The 13,409-nt window shown below is 59.4% G+C and carries 10 protein-coding genes; 7 read left to right on the top strand and 3 right to left on the bottom strand.

The genetic code is table 11. The annotated features are described in order from the left end of the window. The first annotated feature begins 554 nt into the window (after nucleotides 1-554). The 3 genes from ACR3FF_RS22245 to ACR3FF_RS22235 all read left to right on the top strand — a co-directional run bounded on the left by ACR3FF_RS22245 (nucleotide 555) and on the right by ACR3FF_RS22235 (nucleotide 2,363). Nucleotides 555-1,127, top strand: a complete 573-nt coding sequence (locus tag ACR3FF_RS22245; RefSeq protein WP_458190338.1) for a helix-turn-helix domain-containing protein — start codon at nucleotides 555-557, stop codon at nucleotides 1,125-1,127. Between the two features lie 124 nt (nucleotides 1,128-1,251). After that, a complete protein-coding gene (locus ACR3FF_RS22240; protein ID WP_458190337.1) occupies nucleotides 1,252-1,818 on the top strand; it encodes a metal-dependent hydrolase in 567 nt (188 codons plus the stop codon). Between the two features lie 356 nt (nucleotides 1,819-2,174). Beyond that, nucleotides 2,175-2,363, top strand: a complete 189-nt coding sequence (locus tag ACR3FF_RS22235; protein WP_458190336.1) for a DUF7576 family protein — start codon at nucleotides 2,175-2,177, stop codon at nucleotides 2,361-2,363. A 227-nt stretch (nucleotides 2,364-2,590) separates the two neighbouring features. Here ACR3FF_RS22235 and ACR3FF_RS22230 read toward each other — a convergent pair whose 3' ends face one another. From ACR3FF_RS22230 to ACR3FF_RS22220, 3 genes are all read right to left on the bottom strand, one after another. Beyond that, nucleotides 2,591-3,790: an orc1/cdc6 family replication initiation protein gene (locus ACR3FF_RS22230; protein WP_458190335.1), complete on the bottom strand. Its 1,200-nt coding sequence runs from the start codon at nucleotides 3,788-3,790 to the stop codon at nucleotides 2,591-2,593. A 1,548-nt stretch (nucleotides 3,791-5,338) separates the two neighbouring features. After that, nucleotides 5,339-6,133, bottom strand: coding sequence for a phosphatase PAP2 family protein (locus tag ACR3FF_RS22225; RefSeq protein WP_458190334.1), 795 nt, complete (start codon nucleotides 6,131-6,133; stop codon nucleotides 5,339-5,341). A gap of 104 nt (nucleotides 6,134-6,237) precedes the next feature. Continuing rightward, the gene (locus ACR3FF_RS22220; RefSeq protein ID WP_458190333.1) at nucleotides 6,238-8,079 is read right to left on the bottom strand and encodes an ABC transporter substrate-binding protein; all 1,842 of its coding nucleotides are present in this window, start codon (nucleotides 8,077-8,079) and stop codon (nucleotides 6,238-6,240) included. Between the two features lie 379 nt (nucleotides 8,080-8,458). Between ACR3FF_RS22220 and ACR3FF_RS22215 the strand changes: the two genes are divergently transcribed. The 4 genes from ACR3FF_RS22215 to ACR3FF_RS22200 all read left to right on the top strand — a co-directional run. Further along, entirely contained in the window at nucleotides 8,459-9,877 is a 1,419-nt protein-coding gene (locus ACR3FF_RS22215) for an arylsulfotransferase family protein (RefSeq protein WP_458190332.1), read from the top strand. Nucleotides 9,878-9,927: 50 nt separating this feature from the next. Next, nucleotides 9,928-11,565, top strand: coding sequence for an ArnT family glycosyltransferase (locus ACR3FF_RS22210; protein ID WP_458190331.1), 1,638 nt, complete (start codon nucleotides 9,928-9,930; stop codon nucleotides 11,563-11,565). A 232-nt stretch (nucleotides 11,566-11,797) separates the two neighbouring features. Beyond that, nucleotides 11,798-13,111, top strand: coding sequence for a phosphoglucosamine mutase (glmM, locus tag ACR3FF_RS22205; protein ID WP_458190330.1), 1,314 nt, complete (start codon nucleotides 11,798-11,800; stop codon nucleotides 13,109-13,111). Between the two features lie 64 nt (nucleotides 13,112-13,175). Next, on the top strand, nucleotides 13,176-13,409 hold a 234-nt coding region (locus ACR3FF_RS22200; RefSeq protein ID WP_458190329.1), incomplete at its 3' end, for a helix-turn-helix domain-containing protein.

Below are 13,409 nucleotides of genomic sequence, written 5' to 3'. Positions count from 1 at the left end.
TATGGTCGTGAACCGCACAGAGAGATTCAGCTTGCTTGACCAGGGCGTCCACCGCGTCTTCGGTTTTCGGCGTCGTCATACCAGATGACGACGCCAGAACCGACTGAACGTGACGAAATTCAGTCGCATATCCGATCTAGTAGTTTGTATTTTTCTATCCTCCGAACCTGTGTGGTTCACCGACCGCAGAGTTCCGTATAGCAGTATAACATTTACAGAGTCGTATTCGAGCGCCTCAGCGCTCTGCTCCCGTGAAAATGCGCAATTCACCCTCGTCCCGTGTACTTCCACTTAATGTGATAAGCGGAAGTGGAGATGGTCGTGTCCCCCCCCCCCCACGACAGGCGCTTCGGCGACATGAGGACGCGGAGTCCGTGTTCTCAACCTGGGACGCGCCTCGAAACCGTGTCTCCTGGTATCTGTGGACCGCGTAGGACACCGCGAGACGGTCTCCAGTTCGGCAGGCCCACCAGAGAGCGAGGATAGAGACGAGGCGGTATTTGAGCCGTGAAACGATTTGAAACCATTTGAAATAACTTTCTAGGTTTATACGTTTGGGCGCTAAATCGCCACACGGAACGATCGTACAGATAAACGTCCCAGACGAGAAACCGATCTCCTATAAACTCTCGACACGAGCGGAACGGCAAACACGGCCGACGAATGACCGAGGAAAGACGACTCCGACACGACGAGCCGGACAGCCCGCGACTGCGAGTCAGGGGGCGACGCCCGAAGCGGTGCTCTCGTTTTCGGACCGATCGCTCGTCGTCAACGACATCAGACACATCACGAGTAAAGACGACAGATACCTTTTCGAGTGTACCGTGTCCGGTACGAACGTCATCTCTTTGTTGCTCGACCACGGTGCGATTCCGAAGGCGGCCACTGCAGAGAGGAACGCAGCGGATCGGGAAGAGATGGATGTCGTAGGTCTGACAGAGGAACAAAAGCAGTTACTCTGTATGGCGTTCGAACGTGGTTACTACGAAATTCCACGCCGAATCTCGCAGAACGAGCTCGCGCACAAACTCGACATCTCGACGTCCGCCATTTCACAACGACTCCGACGGGATACGGAACAACTCATCGGAAGCACGCTCGCCGTCGAGAAAGACAGACGATGAGCGACGTCGGCGCTCGTCAGGGGTAGTGACTTAAATCGTACACGTTCGAAGGGCTATGCTTTGGGGATCCTGTTACATACCGACGACCGAGTATGTCAGTGACTGTCAATCTCCCGGTGGGTCGATGAACAAGTTCGGCCACTGGGGAATCGTACTGTTCGTTTTTCGATTCGTCATCTTCGGTCTCGTCGCTCGAAACGAGATGCGAGGCGGGAAAATCGTCACGGTGACGGGCCTCCTGATGGGTGTCTCACCGGACGTCGACCTTCGCATAACGGAACTCGCACAGAGGGGAATCACGCACACGATGTGGGCTGCGCTGTTAGCAGGCATCGTGTTGGCCACCCTCGCATTCTGTTTCGAACTACTCGAGCTCACTGGCAGAGGTGAAGAAGCATTTTACGGCTTCGTGACTGGATTTATCGGGGTTAGTTGCCATCTCGCTGGAGACGTCATTACTCCGATGGGAATCAAGTTCCTCTTCCCCGTATACCAGGTGTCGTATACGTTCGACCTCGTACATGCACACAATCAGGCCGCGAACTTCGCGCTGCTCGTCCTCGGCGTGATAACGTTCCAGACGACAGTTCGCCACGCACAACTGTCTGACCCGGTACCGACGCACGCTGCTGGATTCCACCGTTCGGAGTTCAAGCTCGATACCGAGTCGGAAGGAGATATCGAAGCCTGAGCCAGCGTTCGGGCTCGAGCTGAGGCCGAAAAACGCTCCCGACAGACACACTCTCTCACCTGCTTCCCGTGACTACATGTAAATCGTGTAAACGTATTTACGGGCAAAATCGTGGAGTGGACAGTGCGGTATACACGTTGCCAGTAGTGTCTGGTCCAGTAGTGTCCGGTCGTTTAGGAGACACCAGTATCCAGGAAACGAACGCGGGTCCACTGAACCAGCCAGTCAGTGGGCGGCAGGGATGTGTATCGTATTTGTTGATAGGTGTGCATACCACCCCCGCCACGTCGTTCTATTTAGTTATGAATTTGAACCTATATAAATTCTAAGAGAAGTGTACGTGACAAGGAATCGTAATGAACAGGAACGACGGAATGGCACACCAGACGATGACAGTTTCGAGTGGGAAAATAGAGCGGTGTTCGAACTGTGGGCGAGTAGTTGAGACTGTCGAGTGGCATCCCGTCGTCGCAGGAGATAGTAAGAGTGGGTTTCACATCCACGCGTTTTGCGACGAAACGTGCCGCGAGAGATGGACAGAGTGAGACGGAAACACCGTATTTCCGATGAAATTCGTACTGGGGAACGGGCAGCGTCGCGAGCGGGCAGTACCGGGGAACGGACACCGGGGAACCGACGACTCCGCGCGAGCGGACAGCGTCGTTAATGGACTGAGACGGCTACGTCGAAACCGCACCTAGCCCACGCTCGAGGGCGACCGTAGCTCACGTTCCAGAACCGGAATCGTCCCCGTGTCGGGGGTTGTGTCGGCTCACGTGTCGGGGACGATGACTTTTTTCACGACCTGTGGGTCTTCGAGAAGCCGATGCTCGGTGTAGCTCCCCTCGGCGCTCCCTCCGCTCTGGCGAGCCTGTTCGATGACGTCGAGGAACGCCTGCTCGCGGAGGAGGTCGCGCACGCGCCGAGTCGAAAGCGGGTCGCTGTCCATCTGTCGACAGACCTGTTCGTACACCTCGTAGACGCGACTCGTTCGGAAGGCGTCGACGTCTGGATTGTCGAGTGAGAGGATTGCGAGTGCCTGGAGCGCATACTTGGAGTGTGGCGTCGCCCCGCGAATGAGTTCGCGGAATCGGTCGTTTTCGGCGCGCTCACGGGCTTTTTTGACGTACTCCTCTCGAACCGTCTTGGCACTCTCGGCCTGTGCGAGTTCCCCCGCGTACCGAAGGATGTCGATTGCCTTGCGTGCGTCCCCGTGCTCCTGTGCCGCCTGTGCGGCCGCGAGCGGAATCGTCCCGGGTTCGAGGACGCCCTCCTTGAAAGCATCACTGCGCGCCTCCATGATAGACCGAAGCTGGTTGGCGTCGTATGGCGGGAAGACGAACTCACGTTCACAGAGGCTGGATTTGACGCGTTCGTCCATCCGGTCTTTGTATTTTATCTTGTTGCTGATACCGATGACGCCGAGTTTACAGCGTGTGAGTTTACCCGCCTCGCCCGCTCTCGAGAGTTGCATGAGGATGTCGTCGTTTTCCAGTTTGTCGATCTCGTCCAGGATGACGACGACCACGTCGTACAACGCGTCCAAAATCAGCCACAGGCGCTTGTAGTACGTCGACGTCGAGATACCTTTGTCGGGAATCGAAACATCCGTTTCCGGCGTGTTCGTCGCGGTAGCGATAGTTTGGACGGCTTGCGTTTCGGTGCTGTCCTGTGCACAGTCTACGTAGGCGACGCCGACGGTCACACCCTCCTCGTCCGCTTCGTCGACGAGTCGCTGTGAGACGTGTTTCGCACAGAGCGACTTTCCAGTTCCAGTTTTCCCGTACAGGAGGACGTTACTGGGGGTTTGGTTGAACAGTGCGGGGTTGAGAGCGTTGGCGAGCGCAGAGATCTCGTCGTCGCGACCGACGATTCGTCCGTGGTCTGGAAGGTGATTGATTTCGAGGAGTTCCTTTTTGGCGAAGATAGGATCTTCCCGAGAGAAGAGTTCGTCTGTGTCGGCGTCGCTCATAGACACCACGTTTCCAGTGAAATCTCTTTACTGTTCCGGGGGGAGAACGTGCGTCGGGAAAACACGTCACGAGGATGCGACTGCATCAGAGTACCTACGTCGATGCGATTACAGCAGGGTGGCACGTTGACACGGTAACGTCCAGGTTCCCATGTCCAAGTTCCTCCGTCGATGTGACGGGGAGATTCGGTCGACGTGGCGAAAAACCACCTCGGCGAAGCCAAATCTTATTGGGAGTGGTGTGTGGTTTCGAACGAGAGACACACACCGGGTTTCCAGTGAAATGGGGTGAAAGGGTGGGTGGGGGAGGGAAGCGGATGTTTTTGCCGGTGTATGCGAGACAGGAGATTGACAATATAGTCAAATATTCCGATTGTTTTTTATAGTATATACTCGTAAAAGTCCATTGAGTTAATCACAGAAAATGAATCTCGTGACTTTGTCACGGGTATGTGCATGCGAAACAGGGGTTGGAGATGTGCTTACGTTCGGATTTCACCGGAAACGAGGTGTGCGTCGTTCGGCGGTGGGACGTCTGTCGGTAGGACGTCTGTCGGTAGGACGTCTAACGGTGGATCGTTTGGCGATGGGACGTTTGGCAGTGGGACGTTTAACGGTGGATCGTTCGGCGGTAGGGCGTTCTGCCGACATACGCGCTCGGGTCGTCTTCACCGCGTCGTCGTTGTGTTCTGTTCTCGTGCCGTACTGTTGCTTTCCGCCCTCGTGCCGTACGTATCGTTTCCCATCTTTTTTCCATCGTCTTAGCGACTTTTCACCGCTCTCCTCTCACACCGTCCTTCCGGTGAAACAGCCGATATTCGAACGCTGTACAGCACACCGTGTTTCTGGTGAAAAACGTCGTTTCAGGGGCTCTTCACCGGGAACTGACCTTCTCCCGTGTCAATACGACGCTCTTTCCTGTCGTTGGCAACCCTGTTACAGACACTACATTTCCGATGAAATCGCCCGTTTGGGCGCTAAACGCTGAGTCTCCGACGACGAATCACATCATCTCTCAATTCCCTTCTCGGCACGGTAACCCTAAACTGGCGAAACTAGGACCTCCTGAAGTGGCGAGTCTTCGAGCGGATTTTCACCGGAAACGAGGTGTTCACGTGAGTCGAGTAATGCTCACGCGAGTCGAGAACACCTCGTTTCTTGACTCCGTGAACACCGGCGCTCGCCGAAACCCCCGTTTCAACTGCAACCCCCACCCACCCTTTCACCCCATTTCACTGGAAACCCGGTGTGTGTCTCTAAGCGTCAATTGTTATCATGCCTCACATGGGATGTACAGCTCACAGGAGATGCTACTCGGTCTGCACGGAATGCTACTCGGCCCGGACGGACGATATCGTGACGAGGAATGATTTCTCGTCACACCCTCTTTCGTACGACTTCGTCAGCTCGTACCGACACTCCGGCCCGGTGAACGCACACACTCGTCTCAGGAGGAGAATCGCCACCGGAGCTTCGTCCGAATAGAAACGTGCGCTCCGGTCGAGAAGCCACTCTGAGCCAGACGCCGCTCTCCCTGGACGAACCGTATTACTCAGAGTGAGAGACCACTCGTTCTGCGACGAGGACGCTGGCGATTCCGAGGAGAATTCCTGCGACCACGTCCGTTCCCCAGTGGATGCCGAGGTACATCGTAGCGAATACGATACTCGTTGCCGTGGGTATCGCCACGAACGCCCAGCCACGATACATCTCACGGGTTCGGTAGGAGAGCAGGGCGACGCTGACCGACAGCGAGGTGTGCAGGGAGGGAAAGACGTTCGTGTTCGCGTTGACCTCTCCCGTCAGTATCTGGGATTGCGGATACGTCGAGTAGAGGAGGGGTTGGACGACGTCCGGAATCAGGTTCCGTGGGCCGTAGGAAATAAAGAGGATGTAGCAGATGAGACCCAGTCCGTAGTTCACCGCGTACGCGATGGCGGTCTCCTTGAGCGGCCGGTCGTCCGCGAGCGCGAAGTAGGCCACGAACGGGAACACGAGCAGGAAAACGTAGCCGTAGATGTACATGAACGAGAAGTACGCCGTCAACTCCGGCGTTGCGATAGACTGGATCTCCCCGACGAAGTTTCCCTCGATGGCGTGGATTCTCCCTGTCACGTTCCACCCGATGAGCCACGACAGGTCAGGACCATACTCACGAGCGACCTTGTTGATCGCGAGAACGACGACTAGCAGTGCGAGATGCGGAAACACCTCCGCCAACCGTTCGCGGAACTGTCGGTGTGCGCGCCTGAGTCCCGACTGTCCGACGAACACCGCGGTCGCGATGCCCAGCATCAGCAACTCACCGACGAGCACGAATCCGGCAATTTCGGCTAAACTCATACTACTCTCTCCACAAACCGTCCCCACCCTTCCTGTCGGCTCATCTCACGGTACCTCCGTTTCTTCATTCAGTCCTGCCTCTTCTCGTCTCTCATTCGGTCCTCTCATCGCCGGAGTAGTTTCCCGTCGTTCGTGTACCGATATCCTGCGTCCTTGAACGCCGCCTTCGCCTTCGAGACGTTGAGATTCCCGTTCTCGCCCGGGAACGGGAGTTCGGGGTCGTTTTCCGACCACCGCAGTTCTTCGGCGAGCGAGTCGTGCCGAGCGAGCGGGCTGGCTGCCGGCTCCGCATACCCGCCGAACACCGTCTTGACGAGGAAGGCTTTGTCCAGCAGTCGAGCCACCGACCGACGAAACCGGACGTTGCTGAACGGGGCTTTCCGGGCGTTGAACCCCACGTGGTACATCGACGGCGACTCGTCTACGTGTAACTGGACGTTCTCCGCACGGCCGATGGCGCGCACTTCACTCGCCGTCACGCTCGTCGCCGTCGCGTCCGCCTCGTCCTCCATGACGAGTTCCGTGGCTGCGGCACCCGATGGAACGACGATGAACTGGAGCTGCTTGAACCCGAGTCCACCCGCGTACCGCTCGATGTGTTCGGGCTCCGGCGTCGGGTCGTCGTCCGGATTGAGTTGGTCGCCATCCGTGTCGACGTGCCTGAGGAAGTGGCGATCGAACCGCTCGAACGTCAGCGACTGCCTGAGCTGTGCGTTTTTGAACTGCAACGGGCCACTTCCGACCGGCTGCATGTTGTTCCAGACGACCGCCTTCGTGGCTCCCGAGACCGTTCTGAACCCCGCGATTTCGGCCTGTTTGTGCTTCGGCTGCCAGATGTGTTCGGGGAGGATCGGTACTGCAAACGCCTGGCTCGCTACCTCTCGGCTGGCAGCGCCGAACTGGATACGAACCGTCTGCTCGTCTATCGCCGTCGCCGATTTGACGAGCGAGGAAGCGCCTCGGTACCGGGGTGCTGGAACCGGACTCTCGTTCGTTCCGAGCGCGGTATCGGAGAGAAACCGGTACGTGAACGCGACGTCCTCTGCCGTGAGGGGAGTGTCGTCATGCCACCAGAGGCCATCCCGGAGGTGTATCTCGGCAACTGGATTGTCCGTCGACGACTGCCACTCCCACGATTTGGCGAGCCACGGCCGGACGCGACCGTCTATCCAGCGCCCGACCGGGTCGTACAGCAACCCGACTATGCTTCCGTCGTTTCGAAACTCGACCGAGAGCGGATTGAGATTCTCCGTCGGGCGAGAATCCTGTATCGTCATTCGAAGCCGTTTGCGGTCGCCTCGCGACCGAACCGATAGATAGCCGAGCGGTGAGTGGATGCCACCCTCCTCTGTCCACCCGCCGAAGTGGTCGGTCCGTGTCGCACGGATGTCGTCGGGGAATGCGACGACCGTGAACGGCTGATTGCGGGCGATCGTGCGTTGCAGTTTTTGGAGCGTTTTCGTCCGCTTGTCTCCGCTTTGCGTTCGTTGTGTGGTCAGCAGTTCGTCCACTTCGAGATTCGCGTAGCCGAACGGGTTTTGCCACCCCGCTTCCGTGTCGAACCGCGAGTGGAGGAGCGTCCTGAGCGCGTCCGGGTCGTCGAAACCGGGAAGGGTGGTGACGTAGCAGTCGAACGATTGGCTCAACAGAATCTCGCGACCTAGTTCGACTCGTTCCATCGGCACGACTTGCGCCGCGATACCGACCGCTTTGAGCTGTTCTGCGAGGAAACGAGCGATACGAATCGCCCGTGGGTCTGCGTCCGCTGGAAGGGTCTTTATCGAGAGTGAGACTGGTTCCGGGCGGTCACGGCCCACCAGCGATCGCGCTTCTTCGATGCAACCGCTCCCCAGTGTCATCCCGAGGGCGGCGAGTAGCTCTCGCCGCCCGGTCTTCGGGACGTCTGCGGCCACGCTGGACGGAGCGGAGTCCTGCTCAGATGACATATTGATTGGATATTCGTCGTGCTGACGGCGAGGGATTTCGAGAGAGCCTCGACGCGGGAGCGTCGTTCCAACGATGGGTTGCGAAACGATACGGGAGTTACCTGTGAAGAGACGGGCATTCCCTTTTATTATACGGAACTTAATTGTACTACTTTTCTCAGGCGTTTTGTGCCCTGTAAACGGTTCGCACGAACCTCGTCTCCGTCGAAAAGTGACGTCGAACTTCCAAATACACGGGAAACTGATGAGTTTACAACCGTTTCACGTCTGTTGTGGAACTGCAGGCAGTTGTTATAACGTTTTATCGCCGTTCAAACCGTCCCTGAAAGGCTTAGCGACGAGATAATAAAAAGTGGCTGGATGCACAATAGAGACGAAGATGTCCGTCCGGAAAATCTATCGTCTTGCCTTCGCGTCACTCGTCGTGCTTTCGTTTCTCGCTCTAGCGAACGGCGCTGCGAGTTCCTCGGTCGGACACACCGACGAGCAGATTCGTCAAGCGAACCTCTCGAACGGCGGTGGCGAGCAGATTGCGCCACAGAGCGACGGTATCACCGTCATCGCGACGGACTCGAACACATGGCTCGGCAAGAAAGGAGACGGACCGCGGGCACGCGCAGAGCTCGTCGCGTTCAACCCGAACGGGACGGTGCTCTACTACAACGACACCCACACGCGCTACTGGGACGTCGACCCGGTGAACGGGACCAGTGCGACCGTCGAGTACTTCTACGCCGACCACCTGAACAAATCCGAGTGCGGTGGGAGCGAGGTGTGTACGCGAAACGGTGTCGAGCGCGTCAACATCTCGACCGGAACGGTGACGCCCGTCTTCAGTCGCGTCACGCCCGGTAAACACTCCACCCGGTGGCACGACGGCGACCGGATCGACGAGTCGACGTACGCCGTCGCCGACATCGCCCAAGACCGCGTGTTCGTCGTCAACACGACGACGGGCCTCGTAGAGTGGTCGTGGGACGCCCAGAACGACTTCGACACCAAGACGAGTGGTGGACCGTACCCCGAAGACTGGACACACATCAACGACGTCGAAGTGTTGGAGGACGGTCGACTGATGGTCAGCATCCGAAACCACGACCAGATCGTCTTCCTCGATCGGAAGACTGGGCTGGTGAAAAACTGGACGCTCGGAACGGACGACGAACACGGTATCGTCTACGAGCAGCACAACCCGGACTACATCCCCGAGTCGCAGGGTGGCCCGGCCGTCCTCGTCGGTGACTCCGAGAACAACCGCGTCGTCGAGTACCAGCGCGAAAACGGCGAGTGGACGCGCTCGTGGATGTGGCAGGACTCCCAGACGCAGTGGCCGCGCGACGCCGACCGGTTGCCGAACGGTCACACCCTCGTCACCGACTCGAACGGCAACCGGGTTCTGGAGGTGAACCAGCAGGGAGAGGTCGTCTGGTCCGTCGATATTGCGTTCCCCTACGAGGCGGAGCGGCTCGGAACGGGCGACGAGAGTGCGGGCGGCAAGAGCGCGAGAGAACTCGGGCTCGGGTCGAAATCCGTGAACGCGGACTCGAACGAGAATGGTAAGATAGTTGGCCAGAAAGAAAGTATATCTGGACGCATCTGGTTACAAATAAAGAATCTCGTCCCGGGCAGGTATATGAACGCGTTCATGTACGTCCTGCCCGCGTGGATGGGGCCGACCGAAGTGCTCGCCCTCCTCGTGCTCTGTCTGGGCACGGTCTCGTGGGCGGTCACCGAGTGGCGCTGGTCGTCCCGGTCGCTGTCCATCCCGTGGACGATACACGTCGAACGTAGGCGATGACCATGGTTGGACCAACGACAACACAGATACCGGAGATGGGGTGAAGTCAGATGTCACATGGCGTTAACGAACGACAGAACTGGAACGTTGCATCGAAACTAATCGAACTCGCACGCGACGAGCGTGCATGGCTCGCGACGGCGATAGGCACCGGGCTGTTGGTGTACTTCGCCTATCTCACGACGCATCCGTATCCCGCCTACGGTGCTGGTCTGTACCTTCAAATCGCACAGGAGATAAGCGCCCACGGATACGGTCTGCCGGAGTACATCCCGCAGTACACGAAAGACGGCATCCCCTTCGGCTATCCGCCGCTGATGTACTACGTCTCGGCGGTGTTGATGGACGTGACCGGTGTCGGGCCAATCACGCTCAGTCGCCTCCTGCCGGGATTCGTGACGGTATTGTATCTCGTCCCGTTTTACTTCTTGGCGCGTGAGGTGCTGGAATCGACGCCACGCGCGGGATTCGCCACGCTCATCCTCGCCGTCACGCCCCCCGTCCTCCAGTGGCACCTCTCGGCGGGCGGCGTCGTGCGCGCACCGGCGTTCCTGTTCGCACTGACCGGCGCGTACACCGGCATAAAGCTGTTCAAGACCGACGAGCGAAAGTGGCTCGTCCCCTCGGCGGTGCTGTTCGGGTTGACCATCCTCACACATCCCGTCTACACCGTCTTCTTCGGGATGACCTACCTCGTGATGTTCGCGTACTTCAGTCGGACGCCACGCGGCCTCGTTCACGGTGCCATCGTCGCTGGCGGTGGCATCCTCCTCGCGTCGCCGTGGTGGCTCCAAATCGTCGCCACGCACGGCGCCGGCATCTTCACCGCCGCTTCCGGAACGCATACGGGTCTCGGCGGCGGTCTCGGACGTCTGCTCCAGCAGTTCGTCTACCCGCTCGACCCCGACATCCCCGTCGTCTTCTACATCGGGTCGTTCGCGGGTGCGGTGTACCTGCTCAAACGACGGCGGGTGTTCCTCCCGCTGTGGCTGATTGCCGCGGCGTTCATGCTCGGCAAAGTTCGTTTCCAGTTCCCCGCCGGAGCGATGATGGCGTCCGTGTTCGTCTTCGAGGTCGTCGTCCCCCGCGTTCGGAACTGGTCGAACCAGACGAACTACTCCCGGTCTGCACCGATAGTCGCCGTCGTCGTCCTCGGTCTCCTCGTCTCGAGCGTCGGCGTCTCGTTCGCCGCCAGCGGTCTCAACTCTCATCACGAGAGTACCACCCAACCGGCGTTCATGGACGACGACGACAAGGCCGCGATGGACTGGGCGAAAGAGAACACCGCCTCCGGTTCGAACTTCGTCGTCCTCGGCGACGCCGCAGAGTGGTTCCCGCTCTTGACCGACCGAACGATACTCGTCGGCCCGTGGGGTGTCGAGTGGGAGGGCCACGGGAACTACCGCCATCATCTCGGGCTGTACAAGCGGATGTCCCGCTGTCCCGGGAAGGCCTGTCTCACGGAGAAGATGATATCGAACGACGTCGACCCCGATTACGTCTACGTCCCGAAGGGCCACTACACGGTGCGCGGTATCGACGAGTACCAGAAACCCTGGATGCGTGAACATCTCGTGGACTCCGACCGCTACAAACTCGTCTACGAGAACGAAGGCGCGATGATATTCCGCGTCCGCGAGCCGATGGAGCCGGTGAACGTACCCGAAGAGGGGCCACAACCATCCTGATAGTCGATACCGTCTCGGACCGAACTCTCCCACCGTGAATCGGTATGGACGTGCGGTCTAACCTGGACGTAGACGCTAGCGAACGGGGAGACCCCGCGGCCACCAACGACGACCTGTGTCGACGACGGCGTGACGATTGCGTGTATCGCGCCGGGCGATTTTCGAGCGTCGGTTCGGCGTGGCGTTTCGTCCGAAGGGAACCCTTTTGCCCGCGGCGAATGACCTACGACTAATGTTTGGAACCAGCGGAATCCGCGGACCTGTTGGTGAAGTCGTCACCGGAGCGCTAGCGCTTTCGGTTGGGCGAGCGCTCGGCTCGACCGACGTGGAGCGAGTCGTCGTCGGCCGCGACCCCCGCGAGAGTGGTCGATTCCTCTCGGACGCACTCTCGGCCGGTCTCCGCGAGTGCGGGACGGACGTCGTCGACATCGGCCTCGCCGCAACGCCCACGGTCGCCCGGAGCGTGGCGTGGCAGGACGCCGACACGGGCGTCTCTGTCACCGCGTCGCACAACCCCTCGACGGACAACGGCATCAAACTCTGGAACGCCTCCGGGCAGGCGTTCGACGCCGAGCAACGCGCGGAGATTACCCGCATCATCGAAGAGGAGGACTTCGACCTCGCGGGCTGGGACGACACCGGCGACCAGACGCAGTGGGAGGATGCACACGCTCGTCACGTCAAGACGCTCCACGAGGCGGTTTCCCCCGCCGACCTCTCTGTGGTCGTGGACGTGGGAAACGGTGCGGGAGCGGTCACCGCCGACGCGCTCTACGAACTCGGCTGTGACGTGGAGACGTTGAACGCCCAGCCAGATGGGCGGTTTCCAGCGCGCCCGAGTGAACCGACTGCGGAGAACTGCCAGTCGTTGTGCGACCACGTCGCGGCCACCGACGCCGACCTCGGTATCGCCCACGACGGTGACGCAGACCGCATGATGGCCGTCGACGAGAACGGCCAGTTCCTCTCCGGCGACGTGCTGCTCACGTTGTTCGCCCGCCAGCGTGCGGGCGAGGGCGAGACGATTGTGACGCCGGTAGACACCAGTCTCATCGTTGAGGACGTGCTGGCCGAACAGGGCGCGGACGTAGTTCGGACGCAAGTGGGCGACGTGTACGTCGCGGAGCGAGCGACCGAACCGAACGTCGTCTTCGGCGGCGAGCAGTCCGGCGCGTGGATCTGGCCCGACCAGACGCTCTGTCCCGACGGCTCGCTCGCGGCCTGCCGCCTCGCGGAACTGGTCGCCCAGAACGGTCCACTGTCGGAACTCGCCGCCGACGTGGGCGAGTACCCCATTCGCCGGAAGAACGTCAAGGTCGTGGACAAGACCGGCCTAATGGAGCGCCTCTCGGAGGCCGTCACCGACCGCTACGAGGACGCCACCACCATCGACGGGGTACGCGTCTCGCTGGACGACGGCTGGTTTCTCATCCGTGCCAGCGGAACCGAACCGCTGGTCCGAATCGCTGCGGAGGCACGCGACCCCGACGCCGCAGACAAGGTGTTCGAGACGGCGGACGCGTTCGTGACAGAACACACCGAGTGAGGCGTAAGTGGAGCTTCAGGTTTGTACCCGCTAGTTCATGCTTTCTGAGCGCTTCTCTATAGGAATGAGCAGAAAGAAGCATGTTGTCGAACTCTCTGACGAAGAACGCAGAACGCTCGAGTGGTTCATTTCGACTGGTAAACGCAACGCCGAAGATATCACCCGAGCGCGTATCCTCCTGAAAGCTGACGAGGGGCTCACAGATGCCCAAATCTGTGAGCACCTCGGCTGTTCAATCGGGACGCCCTACAAAGCACGCAAACACTACTGTGAGCGAGGGCTCGCGGCGATTCATCGC

Source organism: Haladaptatus ordinarius, from assembly GCF_054177595.1.
Note: the sequence above shows the minus strand (reverse complement) of the source record. Positions and strands in the feature narration are given on the sequence as shown.

Coding starts and splice junctions, on each gene's coding strand:
- glmM (WP_458190330.1), top strand. CDS start 11,798: ATGTTTGGAACCAGCGGAATCCGCGGACCTGTTGGTGAAGTCGTCACC.
- ACR3FF_RS22230 (WP_458190335.1), bottom strand. CDS start 3,790: ATGAGCGACGCCGACACAGACGAACTCTTCTCTCGGGAAGATCCTATC.
- ACR3FF_RS22215 (WP_458190332.1), top strand. CDS start 8,459: ATGTCCGTCCGGAAAATCTATCGTCTTGCCTTCGCGTCACTCGTCGTG.
- ACR3FF_RS22210 (WP_458190331.1), top strand. CDS start 9,928: ATGTCACATGGCGTTAACGAACGACAGAACTGGAACGTTGCATCGAAA.
- ACR3FF_RS22220 (WP_458190333.1), bottom strand. CDS start 8,079: ATGTCATCTGAGCAGGACTCCGCTCCGTCCAGCGTGGCCGCAGACGTC.
- ACR3FF_RS22240 (WP_458190337.1), top strand. CDS start 1,252: ATGAACAAGTTCGGCCACTGGGGAATCGTACTGTTCGTTTTTCGATTC.
- ACR3FF_RS22235 (WP_458190336.1), top strand. CDS start 2,175: ATGAACAGGAACGACGGAATGGCACACCAGACGATGACAGTTTCGAGT.
- ACR3FF_RS22225 (WP_458190334.1), bottom strand. CDS start 6,133: ATGAGTTTAGCCGAAATTGCCGGATTCGTGCTCGTCGGTGAGTTGCTG.